Below are 19,840 nucleotides of genomic sequence, written 5' to 3'. Positions count from 1 at the left end.
ATGAAACAACACGAAACGGCAGATAATTCTCAAGGCCAGCTTTATATTGTACCTACTCCTATCGGGAATTTGTCTGATATTACCCAACGTGCACTCACTGTATTGCAAGCCGTTGATTTAATTGCGGCTGAGGACACTCGTCATACCGGTTTACTGCTGCAGCATTTCGCGATTAACGCCCGTTTGTTTGCCCTGCACGATCACAATGAGCAACAAAAAGCCGACACGCTGGTGGCGAAGCTCAAGGAGGGGCAGAACATTGCGCTGGTCTCCGACGCGGGAACGCCGCTGATTAACGACCCCGGCTACCATCTGGTGCGTACCTGCCGTGAAGCCGGCATTCGCGTTGTGCCCCTGCCGGGACCGTGCGCCGCGATTGCTGCGTTAAGCGCTGCAGGTCTGCCGTCTGACCGTTTCTGCTATGAAGGTTTTCTGCCCGCCAAATCCAAAGGCCGTCGCGACGTCTTAAAAGACCTGGAAGCGGAACCGCGTACCCTCATTTTCTACGAATCCACCCACCGCCTGCTGGAAAGCCTGGACGATATGGTTACCGTCTGGGGTGAGTCCCGCTACGTCGTGCTGGCGCGCGAGCTAACCAAAACCTGGGAAACCATTCACGGCGCACCGGTGGGTGAACTGCTGGCGTGGGTGAAGGAAGACGAAAACCGCCGCAAAGGTGAGATGGTGCTGATTGTCGAAGGGCATAAAGCAGAAGAGGATGCCCTGCCAGCCGATGCGCTGCGCACGCTGGCATTGCTACAGGCCGAATTGCCGCTTAAAAAAGCGGCTGCGCTGGCGGCGGAAATTCACGGCGTGAAGAAGAATGCCCTGTATAAGTACGCGCTGGAGCAGCAGGGGGAGTAAGCCCCAGCCGTCTTTTTGCCGGGCGGCGGCTGCGCCTTACCCGGCCTACAGATCTGAACACTTTTTATTTTCCTGGCACCGCCTCAAACACCAGCGTTTCCAGCGGTTGTAGCGTAATCACCACGGCGTTTTTGTATTGTCCCGGTACGGTTGCATTACGGCCATATACCGCTCTCAGACTAAACTGCGCTGCCTCTCCTGTCGGGATTTCGAAATCTTTCGCTAAATCCAGATAGTAGGTTTGCGGCTTGTCCGACGGGTTTCGCAAACCAAGAATGGCTTTGTCTTTATTCCATGACGCCCAGCCGTAAACCTGAAGCGCCGTCGGGTCTCCGCCTATCCAGTGGGTATCCACCAGCACGCTGGCGTTTTCCCGCGACCATTTTGCCGCCTGCGCAAGGGTATCCCACTTCGCCTTGTTCAGCATTGAAGGAGTGATATACAGCTCCTGCAGCTGCGTGCCGGTCGCGAAGTAGCTCCAGACCTGATCGGCAAAATCGCTGTCCGTTTGTACTTTCTCCAGCCCGTAATAGGCGTTTTCCGCGCTGACGATCCCGTGGTACATCAGCGAGTTCAGCGGGAACAGCGGGCCTTTGCGCACAATGGAGCGATACGTTTCGGCATCGCGGTAGGTCATCCACTGCTGTACCGGCGTGCCGGGCCCGTACAGGTTAATGTCATCGCCCTGGCGCCAGATCGAGTCGGCGTAGAACAGCCAGGATGGGCTGGCGTTGGTGCCGGTCGTCAGGTTGATAAACAGATTTGGGTTGGCGCTGCGCATGTTATGTAGCAGAGCGATAGAGGCGTCAAAATCCGAGGCAAACGGGCTGCCCTGGATATGCGCGTTGGCATTACCCATCCCGTCCAGCTTGAATGAGGTAATGCGTTCGTTTTTGATAAGCTTAACGATCTGCTCATTGAAGTTCTTAAAGTAGTTCGGTCCTGACAGGGCCAGCTTCCCGTCGACGGTTTCAAACCCATACTCTTTTGCATGCGAGACGCGAACGTCGCGAGGCTTGTTGTAGCCTCCCCACGGCGAGAGCCACAGTCCGACCGAGCTGTGCAGGCTGTCGGCTTTTTCCCGAACCTTGCCAAAACCGTCGCTGAATGCCGGGCCAAATAGCCAGCGCCCGGTAAGGTCGTCCCAGCCGTCGTCCAGCAGGAAGGCGTCCAGCGCCACGCCGCGTCCGGTAATGAACTCCTTATTCCACTCGTCCATCCGCCCCAGAACATCCTGCTCGGTGTACGGATTGAAAAAGCCGATATCCATCCAGCTGTTGTAGTGCAGATAAGGCTTGTACGGTCGCGGACGCACGGCATCAATAAACTGGTTCACGCTGCGGCGCAGCTGGCTGATTTCCGGGAAGGTGCCGAACCAGGTGGTAAAGCTGACCGGCGACTCTGGCTGGATCGGCGTTTTCAGTTCTACGTTGAGATTGGTGGTCGCTTCATAGGCGTAAGTGTTAACGATGGGCTTGTCCGGCAAAATAAAGAACGAATCAGCAACGATCGGCGAGCTGTTGATCGCCCCGTCAACATAGGGTGCCTGAGACTGCTTTTTCGTCGGGAAGAAGGTAATTTTCGCCACGTCTCGCGGCTGGCTGACTGCGGCAACGGTGTAGTCGATGCTGGAGTATTTTCCCTTCACCAGGTTCAGCTTCACCGTTACGTTAAAGTCCGGATGGGTAAAGTCGACGACAATAGCGTTGTCCTGCTTTTCGACGTGCTTAATGGTGAAATCCGCGGTGTGGATTTTTGTCTCGTCCGGCAGCGTCAGGAAGAACAGCTCCTGCGGCGTGAGCGGATGGTTAGCCTTATTGTCCTTAACCACTACCGTTGAGTTTGCGTCATCAAATGACAGAGCAATATTGTCGTTATTGAGCACGTAGTTGGTGGCCAGAGCACCGTGAGAAACAAACAGGGCCAGCAGCGAGAGAGTGAGCACTTTTTTCATCGGTTAAGATCCTAATCAGAAATGCTTCAGCATTCGGTTGATGGATTGCTCCAGCCAGTAGCGCTGGGTGCCGAAGTTAATCCGCAGGTAGTTTTCGCCGTTTTGCACGTAGTGGCTGCCGTCTTCAATCACGACACCGGCCTGCTGGGCGAAATGTTGGGTCAACTCTGTGGCGCTGCGGTCGTCGGCGCTTACGTCTATCCAGGCCAGATACGACGATTCCGGGTTCATCATCTTCCACGCCGGGAAGTGGGTCTGAATAGCGTCCGCAAGGTAGCGGGCATTGCCTTGCAGATAGTCGTTGAGCGCGTCGAGCCACGGCAGGCCGTGCTGGTAGGCGAGAATAATCCCCCATACGCCAAACATATTGGGTGAGGTAATCGAGTTCTTCTCAAGCTGCTGGCGGAAGCGCTGGCGCAGCGAATCGTCCGGGATCATGGAGTAGGACGTTTTCAGCCCGCCTAGGTTGAAGGCTTTATTTGGCGACGTCAGCACGATCAGGTTGTCCAGTGCGGCACAGCCCGAGGTCAGACAGCTGACGAATGTGCCTTTCAGAATGTGCTCTGCGTGAACCTCATCGACCACCAGAATCGTGCCGTAGCGTTTACAGAGATCGGAGACCTGGCGTATCTCATCCGCGCGCCAGATCCTGCCCGAGGGGTTATGCGGCGAGCAGAAGAACCACAGTTTTGGACGGTGGGTTTTGAGCTGATCTTCAACCAGATTAAAATCCAGCTGATAGCGGTTTTCCTTCACGGAAAGCGGGTTAGCAAGCACCCGCACGCCCTGGCGCTGTGCCGCCATCGCAAACGGATCGTAGACCGGCGTGTTCATCATCACGCTATCGCCAGGCGTGCAGAACGCCTGGACCGTGTAATGCAGCGTGGAGACGGTGCCGTAGGTCAGGGTGAGCCACGACTTCTCCACCTCAACCTGATGACGCGTGCGCTGGAAGGCCATCACCGCGTCGTAAAATTCGTCGAAGCTCCAGGTATAGCCAAAGGTGCCGTGCTCCACGATGCGCTGGAAGCCTTCAATAACGGCCGGCGGCGAGGTGAAGTCCATGTCTGCGATCCACAGCGGGATAAACCCCTGCGGGACATCACCAAAGCGTGAGCAGACAAACGCATGGTCCCATTTACGGCACTTATCGCTTTTACGCTCGATGATTTTGTCGAAATCAAACACAACAACCCCCTGTTAGATTAAGGCTTCAATGCCGGTTTTGACGCTCTGCACCTGCGGGCCGATGATCACCTGAACGCTGTGAGCATCCAGCACCACCACCGACAGGGCACCAGCCGCTTTCAGCTCCTGCTGATCGATAAGCCCCATCTCCTTCACGACCAGGCGCAAGCGGGTGATGCAGTTGTCGAGCGACTCGATGTTCTCTTTGCCACCGAGCGCGCGCAGGATAAGCCCGTGATCGTATTTCGATTTTCCACGCGCGCGGGTGTTGGCTTCGACGGCCTGCTGCGCACCCTGCGCGTCCACTTCACGTCCCGGCGTCTTGATATCGTGTTTGAGGATGTACCAGCGGAAGACGAAGAAGTAGATGGCAAACCAGGCGATACCGACCGGGAACAGCAGATACCATTTGGTCGACATCCCCTGCATCACGCCGAAGATCAGCAGATCCAAAATCCCGCCGTCGGTGTTGCCGATGGTGACCCCCAGCAGGGCCATCACCATCAGCGCCAGGCCCGACATCACGATATGGAAGGCGTAAAGCGCGGGGGCGATAAACAGGAACAGAAACTCAATCGGTTCTGAAATACCGGTGACGACGGAAACCAGCACGCCGGAAAGCAGCAGCCCCTTAATTACCGGGCGGTTTTCCGGACGCGCGGTGCGGTAGATGGCGTACGCCACGGCAGGCAGGCCAAAGATAAAGGTCGGCATAAAGCCTTGTGACAGAAACGCGGTAACGTGCGGGCTAAACGGCAGTCCGGCTTTCAGCTCGGCGTAGAAGATATTCAGCGCACCGGCCACTTCATGGCCGTTGACCATCTCAATGCCGCCTGCCGGCGTGAAGCGCACCATCGCCAGCAGGATATGGTGCAGACCAAAGGGTTTAAGCAGCAGCACGCCTACGCCGTACAGGAACGGTCCGAAAACGCTGGTGCTCTGAATGATATGGCCAATTCCGGCAATGCCCAGCGCCACGTATTCCCACAACAGCGGGATAAACAGCCCGACCAGCGACAGCATGAGTGCGGTAATGATGGGCACAAAACGAATGCCGCTAAAGAACGCAAAGGCGTCATGCAGCACCGTGTCCTGAAAACGCTCGTGCAGGAAGTAAGTGATTACCCCCACCACGATGCCGCCCAGCACGCCCATCTCCAGGGTCTGGATCCCCAGCACGATCGATTGTCCTACCTGTCTCATGGTGGCGGCGTCGGCAAGCTGGTGGGTGGCGGTCAGGTAGTAGTTGATGCTCATGTTCATCAGCATATAGCCAACGAACCCGGCAAAGGCGCCCACGGCCTTGTTGCGTTTGGCGAGGCCCATCGGGATAGCCATGGCAAACATCAGCGGCAGATAGGTAAAGGCGAAGCCGCCCACCATGGCGATAAAGCCAAAGGTCAGCTGCGTTAACTCGCCGCCCAGAAAGGGAAAGCTTTTAATAGTGGAAGGGCTGGTGACGGAGCTACCGATACCCAGCAGCAACCCCATAAAGGCCAGCAGAGAGACGGGGAACATAAACGTCTTTCCCAGGCTTTGGAAAAATTCCCACGCTTTCGATTTAAACGACTTTTCCTGTGTCATGTAGGGACTCCTCGGATTTTTAGGATAATGGAAGGCGCTGTCCGGCTTAAGGACGCGCCTTCATATTTGCGAGGCTTATAGTTATTTTTTAGGTATTGACGTAATGCGCGATGGGATCAGGCTTCGGCAGGAAGCAGGAGCCGGTTTGCCGAGCCGCAAACGGCGATCTTGCTTCTGACCACCTCTTTCATGGCGTCCATGCCTACCCGCATGTAGAAGCGCGGATCGTTCCCCTGCGGGTTTTCGGCAAACCAGGCTTTAACCGCGTCAGAGAAGGCAATTTTCAGCTCGGTGGCCACGTTGACTTTGCATACGCCCAGCTCGATGGTGCGGCGAACAAACTCATCCGGCACATCGCTCGCGCCGTGCAGCACCAGCGGCACGGTGACCACTTCGCGGATTTCCGCCAGCCGCTGGAAGTCGATTTTCGGACGTTTGGTATACAGGCCGTGTGCGGTGCCGATGGCGACGGCAAGGCTATCGACGCCGGTCAGTTCGACGAAGCGTTTCGCCTCCTGCGGATCGGTGAGGAACGCGCTTTCGGCGTCTACGCTCATGTCATCTTCCACGCCGCCCAGACGGCCCAGCTCGGCTTCGACGCTGCAGTCGTTGAGGTGGCAGAAATCGACCACCGACTTCACCAGTTTCACGTTTTGTTCAAACGGATAGTGGCTGCCGTCGATCATCGCGCTGCGCACGCCCGCGTTGACCTTGCGGCGTATATCATCCAGCGATTCGTGGTGATCGAGATGCAGCGCCAGCGGCATGTTGTAGGTGTGGGAGTACGCGCTGCACAGGGCGTAGATCTCTTCCAGCGCAATATGCTTAAAGGTGCCCGGCGTGCCCGCGAGGATTACAGGCGATCGCATTTCGCTGCACGCTTCAAGGATCGCCTGGATCGTCTCCGCGTTGTGGATGTTGAACGCCGGAACGGCGTAGCCTTTTGCCTGTGCGTCCTGCAGAAGATATTTGGTTGAAATGATACTCATGATCCGATCCTCTTAAGCCTGCCACGGATGAATAACAACGCCCTGCACTACACGGTTGACCGTCCCGCTGGCGGATGGCGTATCGGGCGTATTGCCTACGCTGAGCGACTGGGTGAGTGCAAAGACCTGGGCATACATCAGGAAGCAGAACGCCTGTTCCATATCGATAAACGGACGTGAAGGCGGCAGCAGAATGTGCGGACCCGCTTCAATGACCGGATCGTTTTCAGCGGCGATGGCGACGACGCGCAGGGCCTGGCGATCGCGGCGCAGCTCGGCCAGCAGATCCAGATCGTACTGACGCGTATACGGATGGCTGGAGATAAACACCACCACCAGCGTTTCGCTATCGACCAGCGACTTCGGCCCGTGACGGAAGCCCGTCGGGGAATCGTAAAACGCCGCCAGCTTGCCCGCCGTCAGCTCCAGCACCTTCAGCGCCGATTCGCGCGCCGCGCCCTGCAGGCCGCCGCTTCCCAGATAGACGACGCGTTTCCACGCTTCATTGCCAAAGACGCCGTGGCTGAAATCGCCGAGCGCGGTGAGGATCGCCTGACAGCGATCGGCGACGTCGCGGAAGGTGTGGCTATTGATCGTTTCCGGCGCGAACACCGCCAGACAGCTCGCCATCATGGTGGTAATGCTGCTGGTCATCGCGAACCCGCGATCGTGCGTTTCGGCAGGCATCAGCAGGGCAAAGGCGTTATCGCTGTCGACGGCGTTCTGGTACAGGCTCCCCGCCTCGTTGCAGGTGATCGACAGGTGGTAGCACTCCGGCACGAACTGGTTTGCCAGCTCGACGGCCGCGACGCTTTCCGGGCTGTTGCCGGAGCGGGCAAACGAAATCAGCAGCAGCGGATGCGCAGGGCTGAAGTAGTCCACCGGGTTCGTGACCAGATCGGTTGTCGGCACGGCAGTGAAGTTTTTCCCGGTGTAGCTCGCGAGCCAGGGAGAAACGATATCGCCGATAAAGGCGGATGTGCCCGCGCCGGTCAGGACGATCCGCAGATCCTTCTTGCGCAGCAGCGGCGTCAGGAAACTGTCGATCGAAGCACGCAGGTTATCGATGTTGTTGAGCGAGCGGATCCAGCTGGCAGGCTGCTGGCGGATCTCTTCCTCTGTCCAGGTGCCGGTTGTCGCGGCGGTAGTGGTTTGTGGCATAACTCAGTCCTTAGTCGTGTGAATTCCACATCAGACGCTGGCAATCGTGTCGCTATCTTTCGTTTCGTTTCACTTGTTCACTTAAGCAGTTAAATAAAATCTATAGAAAAGAAATCGAAACTTCAATGAAAGAAAAGAAATAAAACGAAAAGTGTGATCGTGAAAGGAAAGGGAAGAGTTAAGGAAAGGAAAAGAAAGGCCTTACGATCGGGTGCCGTAAGGCCAACAGGAGACACAATGAAAGGGCTAAAGGGAGAGAGCCTGTCCCTGAATCCAGATCTGCTGGAGATGTAAACCCCCGTCCAGCGCAATGATATTGGCGCGTTTACCCGGGGCTAAGGATCCTAGCTGACCGTCAACGCCCAACAGCCGGGCAGGGTGCAGCGAGGCCATATGGATAGCGTCTTCGGCGGTTACGCCCGCATACTCCACCATATTCCTGACCGCGGCATCCAGCGACAGCGTGCTGCCCGCCAGCCCGCCGGAGCCGGTTCGAACCACGCCGTTTTGCATCGAGACCTCTTCGCCACAAAGCGTATACCGTCCGTCCGGCATACCTGCCGCCTCCATTGCATCGGTAATCAGCACCACGCGCTCCTGCGCGCAGCAGCAGCATAAGCGCATCGCCCCCGGATGGACGTGGTGCCCGTCGGCAATCAGCTCCAGCCACGCCCGTTTGTCCGTAAGCCCTGCGCCGACCATTCCGGGCTCTCTGTGGTGCAGCCCCGTCATGCCGTTGTAGCAGTGAACCAGCCCGTCGGCACCCGCATCAAACGCGGCAAGTGTTTGCCGGTACGTGGCAGCGCCGTGGCCCAGCATCACGCGTATCCCGCGCTGTTTAAGATGGCGAATCGCCTGCAGCGCGCCGGGTTTTTCTGGCGCGAGCGCCACCACCCGTAGCGTGCCCTGTGAAACGTCAGCCAGCCTGTCCAGCTCGACGATATCCAGCTCCCGGAACAGCTCCGGCGGATGCGCCCCTTTGTTCTGCGGCGTAAAGTACGGTCCTTCCAGATAGCTGCCCAGGATCTGCGCGCCCGAGCCGCCGGACTGACTGCGCCGGGCGATACGCATCAGCGCGGCGTGGATGGCCTTCAGCGGCGCGGTCACGGTGGTGGGCAGAAATGCGCCCACGCCTTCGCGGGCTTTATGCATTGCCAGGGTGTCCAGCACGCCGGGCGCATCATCCATGACGTCCACGCCAGCGCCGCCGTGGACGTGCGTGTCGATATAGGCCGGGCAAAGCAGCTCCGCATCCCGCGTCGTAACGCCCGCCGGGATGGGTTCAATCGCCGCAACCGCACTGCTTTCAATGCGTAGCTGGTGGTCGTCCAGCCAGCCCTGTTCGGTAAGGATCCGTCGCGCGCGCAGCAGCTGGCTCATATCCCTTCCTCAGCAGGGGCTTCCTCATGACAGCGCCCAAGCTCATCCACCAGGCTGGTCAGGCCGCGATGGCCACACGCGAGCGCCTGCAGACGAAACGCTTCGCTACTTAACCCGTCGCGTTCCAGCACCATTTCCAGCAGAAGTTGCAGGTTGGTGCCGGTGATCACTTCCCATCCCGGCTTTTGCATCGCAAGCGTTGACGCTACGCGAAACGGCGTACCGCCGAGCAGATCGGTAAGAAACACGATATCGTACTGGGGATCCAGTTCAGTTACCGCCTGCTCAAGCTGCGCGGTTAGCCGCGCAGTCGAGGAGGTTTCCGGGAAATCGATGGCGATAAACTGCGGCTGTTCGCCGAGGATCTGCTTCATCGCCTGTTCAAGTCCGCTGGCAAACCCACCGTGACCCGTCAAAATGATGCCTAACATCGCGACCTCTTTGCTTTTACAGGAAGTGACAGAATTTACCGACAACGCCCAGCACCACGGTGATACCAATCAGGCGCAGCGGGCTCCAGCCACGACGCACCAGCCAGAACATGGTCAGGGTATAGACCAGCGGCAGAAATGCGGGCATCAGCTTGTCGATGACGTCGGCTTGCAGTTTGACAACCGCATCCCCGGCTTTGATTTCAAGCGTGGTATTCAGGCGCACATAGGTTGCTACCAGCGCGCCGATCACCGTCATCCCGACGATAGACGCCGCGTGGCCGACCTTTTTGGTGTTGGCTTTAATCAACGGGATCGCGGCAACGCCCATCCGGTAGGCGTAGTGCGCCAGACCAAAGCGCAGGCCGAGGTGCACCACGTTAAACAGCACGATAAAGACCACCGCACCCAGAATCGAACCCTGTAGCGCCAGGCTGGCACCAATACCGCCGCAGATGGGCAGCAGCGTGAGCCAGAACATGGCATCGCCAATGCCGCCGAGCGGCGCGCCCACGGCAATTTTGGTGCTCTGGATGCTGTTCACATCCTGCTTGGAGCGCTCCATCGCCAGAATGATGCCGATAACAAAGGTGACCAGGAACGGATGGGTATTAAAGAATCCCATGTGGCCTTTCATCGCCCGCGCCAGGTCCCGCTTGTTGGTGTGGATCTTTTTCAGCCCAGGCAGTAATCCATACAACCAGCCGGAGGCCTGCATACGCTCGTAGTTAAACGAGGCCTGTAATAGCATGGAGCGCCATGCGACACGGTTAATGTCCTTTTTCGTCAGTTCGGCACCGATGCTCTGGTCTTCATAGATGTTTTCGTTTACGCCGGTGAGCAGGGTCTCTTCACTTTCAGACACGCCTGGCAGAGTGGTTTGATTAGATGCCATCTTCGAATTCCTCTTTCGGGGCCGCAGGAGCCGTCGGTTCAGGTGATTTACGCATCAGGTCGATCAGCGCCATCGCCAGCGCAGCAGCCGCAATCGCCAGCACCGGAAGTTTCAGCCAGGCCGCAGCGACAAAACCGATAATGAAGTAAGGGATGTAGACGTTTTTCATCATGATCTTCAGCAGCACGGCGAAACCGATGGCTGGCATGATGCCGCCTGCAACACCGAGACCGTCTATCAGACGCTCCGGCAGGACATCAATGGCGGTTTTCGCGTGCTCCGCACCGAAGTAAATTGGCAGAAAAGCACAGAGAAAGTAGAAGATACCCAGCGCCAGCAGGGCAAGATAGTTTACCCGTTCAATACCGTGCGTGTCCGCATTAGCCGCCATGCGATCGCAACGGGACATGACGCCGGACATCACGGAGAAGAGGAAGGTAATGCCCATTTGTACCGCAACAGCAAACGGTACAGCGACCCCAACGGCGACATCCGGTTTCACGCCTGTGGTAATGGCAAACGTGGTGCCGACAATGGTGCCGATAATCACGTTTGGCGGTTGCGCACCAGCCAGCGGCGCCAGACCCATCCAGACCAGCTCTAACGTGCCGCCGGTCAGAATGCCGGTATGCAGATCGCCCAGAATCAGACCAACCAGTGGCCCCAGTACCACCGGGCGGTGCATGTGTGTTAACCCGTTAAACATATCCAGGCCCGCGATAAAGGCGAGAAGCCCCAGCGCGAAAGCCTGCAACAGACTGATTTCCATTGTGAATCCCTCATAGCAGTTTAAAGAGATCCAAAGCAGCCTCTGTTGGAACGCCCTGAACGATGCATTCCACCCCGGCCGCTTTCAGGCCGTTGAACGCAGTGATATCGTTCGCGTCGACAGATACCGTTTTGGCAATTTGCCGTTTGCCACTGGCGTAATGCATGTTTCCGACGTTAATACGGGTGATGGGCACGCCGCCCTCTACCAGCGTTAAAAAATCGGCAGGTGATTTACAGACCAGCAGAATCTTCTGGCGGTCAGCGGCGCGGTGAATGTTGTCGATAACTTTTTGCAGAGACCAGAAGCGCACGGCGATCCCTTCCGCAAGTACCATTTCCATCAGGTTCTGTTGAACCGGATCGTCTGCAACCTCGTCATTTGCCACCAGAACCAGGTTCGCCCCCGCAAACCCTACCCACTGAACGCCCACCTGTCCGTGGATCAGGCGTTCATCAATGCGGCATAAGACAATGTTTGGCATAGTGTTTTCCTCTTTTTTAATTATGCGTGTTGAGTCGGTACGCCTTCGCAGGCGGCATGGTACTGCTGGAGTATGTCCTGAATGTGGTCAATGATGAGTTCCCGCGGTGTCGACTTGAGAGCGCCCTCGCGAACTTTGCCGTATTGCAACGGCAAATACTGACTGATGAGCGGCAGCGGGATGGGTTCGTCATCCAGGTTGCGGACCAGTCGTTCAAAGGCATCGTCGATCTCGCTGTCTGGCCAGTAATAGCGCACGCGGTCGGAGTAGCTGTAGCCCCGTGCCAGCCGCCGTGCGTTGCCGTCACCGTGATAATGGCTTTGCCAGTACTCGGGGCGATCGAGCATCACGTTTTCCAGTACGTGACGCAGGCCAGAGCTGGCTTTGGCTGGCAGCAGCTCCTCTTCAATGGCGGCCAGTGAGAACAGCGCTTCACGCAGGGCAAAGGTCAGGGCCGGGCCGACTTTTAAGATTGCAAAGTGATCTTTCACCAGCTGGCGCAACGCCTGTGATGTCTGGTAGTCAGTGGAGTGCGCTTCAAATACCAGCATGTCATAGGTTTCAACCATTTCTCTCAGGGCGATGGCTTTTTGCGGTTGATAATCGCAGACGTGGGCGTGGTCGAACTCCACGCCAGGCTGAACCACCAGGCCGATAATGCGTGGCCAGATGTCGTTCAACCCTACTTTCTCAAATGCATGGCGATGCGCTTCAAGCGTGGCGCGCGCCGCCTCAGGCGTGGTGACTTCAAGCTCACTCAGCGTTTCATGTGCACCACCGGGAACCGGCACCTCCGTGCCAATAACGTAGACCAGATCGGCTACACCAAATTTCGCGCGGCAGGTGTCTTCGGCAATTTTGGCCAGACGCGCGGCGCGCTCAGCGACGATGGCATCGGTTAAGGGAACCGGATCGTCCTCGCAGGACATACTGCAGTCCAGATGGATCTTCTTAAACCCCGCAGTGACGTAGCTTCTGATCAGATCGTCGGCGTTCGCCATCGCCTGTAAAGCCGGCAGGTTTTGCCACCGGTTTGGGCCCAGGTGATCGCCGCCGAGGATCAATTGTGACGTCGGAAAACCAAGGAACTCCGCCAGCCTGCTAACGAAACCGTGAAAATCGGCGGGCGTCATGCCGGTGTAGCCGCCAAACTGATCCACCTGGTTTGAGGTCGCTTCGATCAGCAGTGGCGTGCAGCGTAACTGGGCGTAACGAATGGCCGCTTCAAGTACCAGTGGATGTGCGGAACAGACGGCATAAATTCCGTTTGCCTTCCCCCGTTTATGTTGTTCCACCATTTCTGTCAGATGTTTCACTTTCCTCTCCATTTCGGATGGTGTTGGTAGCCATCTTTCGTTTTGTTTCATTTAATCCTGCATTATGGTGATGTAAAAATAAAACGAAAGATAATAGTTTTCCGATCTGTTTCACAAAAGAAACATAATGAAAGGTTTCAGCGTTGAGCTTGTTTGCGTATGTCCCCCAGACAGCGCTTGCATTCCACAAAAAGAAAGGCGTTAATAGGCAAAACGAAATGAAACGAAAGTGTATTGATTAAGGACTTCATATGAATAGCTCCGATTCATCCGCAGAAAAGCGCGTCACCGGTACCAGTGAAAGGCGAGAGCAGATCATTCAGCGGTTGCGGGCGCAGGGAAGCGTGCAGGTTAACGATCTTTCTCATTTATATGGCGTATCGACAGTGACGATCCGTAACGATCTGGCATTCCTGGAAAGGCAGGGCATCGCTGTTCGCGCTTACGGCGGGGCGCTAATTTGTGAAGGTAATGTGCCCGGCATCGAGCCCTCCGTTGAGGATAAAAGTTCGCTCAATACGGCGGTCAAGCGCAGCATCGCTCAGGCCGCCGCCGCGCTGGTGAAGCCGGGCCATCGCATTATTCTCGACTCTGGCACCACGACCTTTGAAATTGCCAGAATGCTGCGCCAGCACACGGATGTCATTGCCATGACCAATGGAATGAATGTGGCGAATGCGTTGCTGGAAGCGGAAGGGGTGGAACTGCTGATGACCGGCGGCCACTTGCGTCGTCAGTCGCAGTCTTTCTATGGTGACCAGGCGGAACAGTCCTTACAGAATTATCACTTTGATTTGCTGTTCCTGGGCGTTGATGCCATCGATCTGGATCGTGGCGTGAGCACGCATAACGAGGATGAAGCGCGTCTGAATCGCAAAATGTGCGAGGTGGCAGAGCGCATTATCGTTGTGACTGATTCCAGCAAGTTCAACCGCTCAAGCCTGCATAAAATCATTGATACGCAAAGGATTGATATGATTATTGTCGATGAGGGCATTCCGGCGGAAAGTCTGGATGGATTGCGTAAAAGCGGGATTGATGTAGTGCTGGTTTCCCCCTCACCCTAACCCACCGGGAGAGGGGACCGTTCGCTGCTTTTTTTGCCCTCTCCCCTTAGGGAGAGGGCAGGGTGGGAAGTCATCACGTCACCGGTGCCGGGTTAAACACCGCCAGCTGGTTATGTAATCCCCATTGGTCCGAGAACGTTTTCTTCCGCCCGCTTGCCACGTCCAGAATGAAGTGGAATAGCTTCCAGCCCACGTCCTCAATGCTCTCTTCTCCGGTGGCGATGGTTCCCGCGTTGATATCCATTAAGTCGTACCAGCGGTTTGCCAGCTCGCTGCGCGTCGCCATTTTGATCACCGGGACTGCCATCAGGCCATACGGCGTGCCGCGTCCTGTGGTAAAGACCTGCACCGTAATGCCGGATGCCACCTGCTGGGTGCCGCAAACAAAATCGCTGGCAGGCGTTGCCGCGTAGATCAGGCCGCGTTTGGTCGGCCGCTGTCCCGGAGAGAGGACTTCCACAATCGCGCTTTGGCCGGATTTCGCAATCGAACCCAGGGCTTTTTCCACGACGTTTGCCAGGCCCCCTTTTTTGTTTCCCGGAGACGGATTCGCGCTGCGGTCGGTTTTACCCATGTCGAGATAGTTATCGTACCAGGCCATCTCCTCAAGCAGGCGCTGGCCCACTTCTTCATTGACGGCGCGCGGCGTCAGTAAATGGATGGCATCACGGACTTCGGTCACTTCAGAGAACATCACCGTCGCACCGCAACGAACAAGCAGGTCGGACGCAAAGCCCACCGCCGGGTTGGCCGTCACGCCAGAGAACGCATCGCTGCCGCCGCACTGGGTTCCCACCACCAGGTCAGAGACGGGGCAGGTTTCGCGCTGGCGTCGGTTGAGCTTATCCAGATGACGCTCGGCAACCTGCAGAATATCGTCGACCATAGACCGGAACCCAATGTGGCGTTCGTCCTGCAGACGTACAATGCTGGCCTCGTCTGCCGGAATGGCTTTGACGTCTTCGGTACCCTGCAGCAGACGCTCAGGCTGCAGTTTTTCGCACCCCAGACCAATCACCATCACCTCGCCGCCAAAATTCGGGTTGAGGGCAATATTATGAATGGTACGGATCGGCACGACCGCCGCTGGCGCGTTGATCGCTACGCCACAGCCATAGAGATGGTTCAGGCCAACCACGCCATCGACGTTCGGGTATTTCGGCAGCAGATCGCGTTCGATGATTTTCACCACGTAATCCACCACGCCCGCCACGCAGTGTACGCTGGTGGTAAGACCGAGAAGATTTTTGGTACCGACGCTGCCGTTCGGATTGCGATAGCCTTCAAAGGTATAGCCTTCCAGTGGGGGAAGCGGTTCCGGTACGCGGGTGGCAAGTGGCAGGGTGTTCAGCGGTGGCGCTTTTGGCAGTTCAACCAGCGACTCCTCAATCCAGCTTCCCTGCGGAATTGCGCGTACGGCATAGCCGATGACTTCACCGTAACGCACGATCTCCCCATGGGCAGGAATATCGACCAGTGCGATTTTGTGCCCCTGGGGAATATGTTCAACTAACGTCAGTCCGTCCGGGAAGCGTGTTCCCGCTTTTAAGCCATTGTCATTGACAATAATCGCCACGTTATCCGTATCGTGAACTTTTATATAAAACGCCGTCGGCGATGCCTCTCTCATTTCAATATCGGCCATTATTCACATTTCTCCGGCAAAGTGTCAGATAGTAAATTTAACCCGTTGGATAATCGTTTTATTCTCGAGGAAATAAAGGATGTCAGCAGAAGACAGTTAAAAATGTGATCGCGATCGCGTCAGGCTAACTAATCCCTGATTCTGTGCATTAGCGCCCACAGCGTTGGGCATATGCTCAAAATGGCGTTGAAATGAGGCGCAATACTTGAGCATAAAAACAATGTGCTGTTGTGAAGTGACGATTATACTGAAGGACGATTTTATATTGCCAACATTCAGTCAGAGAAATAAATATAAAAACAATATGTTTCGCAATAAATAATCCCGGCTCAAACTGCGGAATTAAAAAGGTATAAGTGATGAATAACAATATCTTCCCGAATACGTTTAAAACGGCCCTCGCGGCGCACCAGATCCAGATTGGCTGTTGGTCTGCGCTGGCAAACCCAATAAGTACTGAAGTGCTGGGCCTTGCTGGTTTTGACTGGCTGGTGCTCGACGGCGAACATGCGCCAAATGATATCAGCACCTTTATTCCGCAACTGATGGCCCTGAAAGGCAGCGCCAGCGCCCCGGTGGTGCGAGTGCCAACCAATGACCCGGTGATCGTCAAACGTTTGCTGGATATCGGGTTCTACAATTTCCTCATCCCGTTTGTGGAAACCCAGGAACAAGCGGCGCTGGCCGTGGCATCAACGCGCTACCCGCCGGAAGGGATCCGCGGCGTCTCCGTCTCACACCGCGCCAACATGTTCGGCACCGTGCCGGACTACTTCGCGCAGTCCAATAGCAACATCACTGTTCTGGTGCAGATTGAGAGCCAGCAGGGGGTTGATAACCTCGACGCTATTGCAGCCACAAACGGTGTGGACGGTATCTTTGTCGGCCCAAGCGATCTGGCTGCCGCCTTTGGCCACCTGGGCAATGCCAGCCACCCTGACGTGCAGCGTGCGATCCAGCACATATTTGCTCGCGCCAAAGCACACGGTAAACCGAGCGGCATACTGGCGCCGGTTGAAGCCGACGCCCGACGTTATCTGGAGTGGGGAGCCACCTTTGTTGCCGTCGGCAGCGATCTCGGGGTGTTCCGCTCAGCGACGCAGAAATTAGCGGACGCTTTTAAAAAATAACCATCATTGAGGAAACAGTTATGACGCTGAAAGTGGGTTTTATTGGCCTGGGGATCATGGGTAAACCAATGAGTAAGAACCTCATCAAAGCGGGTTACTCACTGGTGGTCTCCGATCATAATCCGCAATCTGTGGCCGAGGTGATGGCGGCTGGCGCAGAAACCGCCTCCACCGCCAAAGCGATTGCTGAGCAGTGCGATGTCATCATTACCATGCTGCCAAACTCCCCGCATGTTAAAGAGGTCGCGCTGGGGGAGAACGGCATCATTGAGGGCGCGAAGCCCGGCCTGGTGCTGATTGATATGAGCTCTATCGCACCGCTTGCAAGTCGTGAAATCAGCGAGGCGCTAAAAGCGAAGGGCGTGGATATGCTGGACGCGCCGGTCAGCGGCGGTGAGCCGAAAGCGATCGACGGCACGCTGTCGGTGATGGTCGGCGGGGATAAAGCTATTTTCGATAAATACTATGACCTGATGAAAGCGATGGCAGGCTCCGTGGTGCATACGGGTGAAATTGGCGCGGGCAACGTGACCAAGCTGGCGAACCAGGTCATTGTGGCGCTGAACATCGCCGCGATGTCTGAAGCGCTGACGCTGGCAACCAAAGCGGGCGTTAACCCGGACCTGGTCTATCAGGCGATTCGCGGTGGTCTGGCGGGAAGTACCGTGCTGGATGCCAAAGCGCCGATGGTGATGGACCGTAACTTCAAGCCGGGATTCCGTATCGACCTGCACATTAAAGATCTGGCGAACGCGCTCGATACGTCCCACGGCGTAGGCGCACAGCTGCCGCTGACCGCGGCGGTGATGGAGATGATGCAGGCGTTGCGTGCAGATGGTCTGGGTACGGCCGATCACAGCGCGATTGCATGCTACTACGAAAAACTGGCAAAGGTAGAAGTTGCGCGTTAATTACGTCTTGCCTGCACCTGAAGGTGACAGCGGCGCGCAAACCCTCTATACTGCGCGCCGAAGCTGACCAGACAGTCGCCGCTTCGTCGTCGTCCCTTTCGGGGGAGACGGGCGGAGGGGAGGAAAGTCCGGGCTCCATAGGGCAGGGTGCCAGGTAACGCCTGGGGGGGAAACCCACGACCAGTGCAACAGAGAGCAAACCGCCGATGGCCCGCGCAAGCGGGATCAGGTAAGGGTGAAAGGGTGCGGTAAGAGCGCACCGCGCGGCTGGTAACAGTCCGTGGCACGGTAAACTCCACCCGGAGCAAGGCCAAATAGGGGTTCACATGGTACGGCCCGTACTGAACCCGGGTAGGCTGCTTGAGCCAGTGAGCGATTGCTGGCCTAGATGAATGACTGTCCACGACAGAACCCGGCTTATCGGTCAGCTTCAACTTCTTAAAAAACCCCGCTTCGGCGGGGTTTTTGCTTTCAGGTGGTTGTAGGTCGGTTAAGTGCTGCGCCACCCGACAACCCCACAAACGACATCAATTCTCATATTTGCGACATTAAGCACATTTCACTGTTTTTATCTCTTCAATGGCCTCAACCAATCTACAGGCGATCGTTATCACAAAATTTCGCGCTGAAAAGGGGTTAATCCACGGTGTTGTTAATTTGTTGTGATTGTTGTCTTAATGAATCAATATGTTTTCATGTTTGATATCTCCATATTGCGTTTAAAAACATTCATCCTGCGAATGTGTGACGTATTCCTCTTTTTATCGAAAGCCAGCCTAAAAGCATCTGTAAAAATTGATAAATTGAAAGAATGTTTCAACTGAATAACGGTTATTTATTGGTCTTTAATTGCCTGAAAGATCGTCTTTATTGATTTTATTAACGCAGGAAGATTTATCCAGGTTATCGCCATAAAATAAATTTATTACTGTTGGTTTTGTTGATCGATATCAGCGTAATGGTGTGATCTGGCAAGCCTATCTGATTGATGATAAAAGCTTTTTATGTTTTTTGTTGTTCCGGTGAATAACGCGGGAAGGCAAATTGTGAGTAACAGCACATACCCCCTGAAACAATATTGGGTAGAATCCGCTGCGTCATAGGGAAATAAGCGCAGAATATTATGAACACTATTATTCTACCGAAAACACAGCACCTCGTGGTATTTCAGGAAGTCATTAAAAGTGGCTCCATAGGTTCTGCTGCAAGACAACTGGGCCTGACGCAACCCGCCGTCAGCAAAATCATCAGCGATATCGAATCCTACTTCGGCGTGGAAGTCATGGTGCGTAAAAACACGGGCGTAAAACTGACTGCCGCAGGCCAGGTGCTGCTCTCCTACTCAGAGTCGATCACCCGCGAAATGAAAAACATGGTGAGCGAGATCAACAGCCTGAGTTTCAGCACCGTGATGGACGTTTCCTTTGGCTACCCATCACTGATTGGTTTCACCTTCCTGTCCGAAATGATCAAAAAATTCAAGGAAGTGTTCCCGAAAGCGCGTGTATCTATGTATGAAGCCCAGCTCTCCTCTTTCCTGCCAGCCATTCGCGATGGTCGGCTGGATTTCGCCATCGGCACGCTGAGTGATGAGATGCTGCTGCAGGATCTGCACGTCGAGTCCTTGTTTGAGTCAGAATTTGTGCTGGTCGCCAGTAAATCACGAACGTGCACCGGCCCGACGACACTGGCATCGCTCACGCATGAGCAGTGGGTGATGCCGCAAACCGATATGGGCTACTACAAAGAACTTCTGACCACTCTGCAAGACAACCACATCAGTATTGAAAACATCGTCCAGACCGATTCCGTGGTCACCATTTATAACCTTGTCCTGAATGCCCATTATCTGACGGTGATTCCACGCGACATGATTGCTCCGTTCGGCTCGGATCAATTTATTGTTCTGCCGGTAGAGGATGAATTACCCGTGGCGCGTTATGCCGCTGTGTGGTCGAAAAATTACAGAATTAAAAAATCCGCGTCAGTATTGGTTGAACTGGCAAAACAATATGCCTCACTCACCGGTGAAAGACGACGATGAAATATTGATCTCCTTAGAAGCAATAAAC

At 55.7% G+C, this 19,840-nt stretch carries 17 protein-coding genes and 1 other RNA gene; 6 read left to right on the top strand and 12 right to left on the bottom strand.

The features are described from left to right. The gene (rsmI, locus tag ACOTYN_RS07790; RefSeq protein ID WP_014885356.1) at positions 1-864 is read left to right on the top strand and encodes a 16S rRNA (cytidine(1402)-2'-O)-methyltransferase; all 864 of its coding nucleotides are present in this window, start codon (positions 1-3) and stop codon (positions 862-864) included. Positions 865-928: 64 nt separating this feature from the next. On the opposite strand, the gene ACOTYN_RS07785 is transcribed toward rsmI, so the two are convergent. The 11 genes from ACOTYN_RS07785 to kbaZ all read right to left on the bottom strand — a co-directional run bounded on the left by ACOTYN_RS07785 (position 929) and on the right by kbaZ (position 13,027). Further along, on the bottom strand, positions 929-2,818 hold the full coding sequence (locus ACOTYN_RS07785) for an enterotoxin (protein ID WP_047026826.1): 1,890 nt from the start codon (positions 2,816-2,818) through the stop codon (positions 929-931). Positions 2,819-2,833: 15 nt separating this feature from the next. Then, on the bottom strand, positions 2,834-4,006 hold the full coding sequence (locus ACOTYN_RS07780) for a MalY/PatB family protein (RefSeq protein WP_023331383.1): 1,173 nt from the start codon (positions 4,004-4,006) through the stop codon (positions 2,834-2,836). 12 nt (positions 4,007-4,018) lie between these two features. Next, the gene (gene malX, locus ACOTYN_RS07775) at positions 4,019-5,590 is read right to left on the bottom strand and encodes a maltose/glucose-specific PTS transporter subunit IIBC (RefSeq protein WP_047026825.1); all 1,572 of its coding nucleotides are present in this window, start codon (positions 5,588-5,590) and stop codon (positions 4,019-4,021) included. A gap of 116 nt (positions 5,591-5,706) precedes the next feature. Continuing rightward, the gene (gene kbaY, locus ACOTYN_RS07770) at positions 5,707-6,579 is read right to left on the bottom strand and encodes a tagatose-bisphosphate aldolase subunit KbaY (protein ID WP_023337849.1); all 873 of its coding nucleotides are present in this window, start codon (positions 6,577-6,579) and stop codon (positions 5,707-5,709) included. 12 nt (positions 6,580-6,591) lie between these two features. After that, a complete protein-coding gene (locus ACOTYN_RS07765; RefSeq protein WP_071922869.1) occupies positions 6,592-7,740 on the bottom strand; it encodes an SIS domain-containing protein in 1,149 nt (382 codons plus the stop codon). 246 nt (positions 7,741-7,986) lie between these two features. After that, a complete protein-coding gene (gene nagA, locus ACOTYN_RS07760; protein ID WP_032635452.1) occupies positions 7,987-9,120 on the bottom strand; it encodes an N-acetylglucosamine-6-phosphate deacetylase in 1,134 nt (377 codons plus the stop codon). Next, positions 9,117-9,551, bottom strand: coding sequence for a PTS galactosamine/N-acetylgalactosamine transporter subunit IIA (gene agaF / locus ACOTYN_RS07755; protein WP_023331378.1), 435 nt, complete (start codon positions 9,549-9,551; stop codon positions 9,117-9,119). The genes nagA and agaF overlap by 4 nt, the downstream gene beginning before the upstream one ends. A gap of 16 nt (positions 9,552-9,567) precedes the next feature. Beyond that, on the bottom strand, positions 9,568-10,446 hold the full coding sequence (gene agaE / locus ACOTYN_RS07750; protein WP_032635453.1) for a PTS N-acetylgalactosamine transporter subunit IID: 879 nt from the start codon (positions 10,444-10,446) through the stop codon (positions 9,568-9,570). Continuing rightward, positions 10,436-11,215, bottom strand: coding sequence for a PTS N-acetylgalactosamine transporter subunit IIC (gene agaW, locus ACOTYN_RS07745; RefSeq protein WP_071922870.1), 780 nt, complete (start codon positions 11,213-11,215; stop codon positions 10,436-10,438). The genes agaE and agaW overlap by 11 nt, the downstream gene beginning before the upstream one ends. A gap of 10 nt (positions 11,216-11,225) precedes the next feature. Further along, positions 11,226-11,699, bottom strand: coding sequence for a PTS N-acetylgalactosamine transporter subunit IIB (gene agaV, locus ACOTYN_RS07740; RefSeq protein ID WP_023331375.1), 474 nt, complete (start codon positions 11,697-11,699; stop codon positions 11,226-11,228). Positions 11,700-11,719: 20 nt separating this feature from the next. Then, positions 11,720-13,027 carry a tagatose-bisphosphate aldolase subunit KbaZ gene (gene kbaZ, locus ACOTYN_RS07735; protein ID WP_071922871.1) on the bottom strand — a complete coding sequence of 436 codons (1,308 nt, stop codon included), beginning with the start codon at positions 13,025-13,027 and terminating at the stop codon, positions 11,720-11,722. 239 nt (positions 13,028-13,266) lie between these two features. Between kbaZ and ACOTYN_RS07730 the strand changes: the two genes are divergently transcribed. Beyond that, entirely contained in the window at positions 13,267-14,082 is an 816-nt protein-coding gene (locus ACOTYN_RS07730; protein WP_023337843.1) for a DeoR family transcriptional regulator, read from the top strand. Positions 14,083-14,155: 73 nt separating this feature from the next. Here the strand turns inward: ACOTYN_RS07730 and garD are convergent, their stop codons facing one another. Beyond that, on the bottom strand, positions 14,156-15,727 hold the full coding sequence (garD, locus tag ACOTYN_RS07725) for a galactarate dehydratase (RefSeq protein WP_071922872.1): 1,572 nt from the start codon (positions 15,725-15,727) through the stop codon (positions 14,156-14,158). A gap of 359 nt (positions 15,728-16,086) precedes the next feature. Here garD and garL point away from each other — a divergent pair, with 359 nt between their 5' ends. The 4 genes from garL (at position 16,087) to tdcA (ending at position 19,812) form a co-directional block, all read left to right on the top strand. Next, positions 16,087-16,857 carry a 2-dehydro-3-deoxyglucarate aldolase gene (gene garL, locus ACOTYN_RS07720; protein WP_014885347.1) on the top strand — a complete coding sequence of 257 codons (771 nt, stop codon included), beginning with the start codon at positions 16,087-16,089 and terminating at the stop codon, positions 16,855-16,857. Positions 16,858-16,877: 20 nt separating this feature from the next. Then, positions 16,878-17,768, top strand: a complete 891-nt coding sequence (gene garR / locus ACOTYN_RS07715; protein WP_023331370.1) for a 2-hydroxy-3-oxopropionate reductase — start codon at positions 16,878-16,880, stop codon at positions 17,766-17,768. 59 nt (positions 17,769-17,827) lie between these two features. Continuing rightward, positions 17,828-18,204, top strand: an RNA gene (rnpB, locus tag ACOTYN_RS07710) — RNase P RNA component class A. A 687-nt stretch (positions 18,205-18,891) separates the two neighbouring features. Next, a complete protein-coding gene (tdcA, locus tag ACOTYN_RS07705; RefSeq protein WP_047027425.1) occupies positions 18,892-19,812 on the top strand; it encodes a transcriptional regulator TdcA in 921 nt (306 codons plus the stop codon). Positions 19,813-19,840: the final 28 nt, after the last annotated feature.

Source organism: Enterobacter cloacae complex sp. IR5458 (assembly GCF_049238025.1).
Lineage (GTDB): Bacteria > Pseudomonadota > Gammaproteobacteria > Enterobacterales > Enterobacteriaceae > Enterobacter > Enterobacter kobei.
This window is presented reverse-complemented; position numbering and strand designations above follow the sequence as displayed.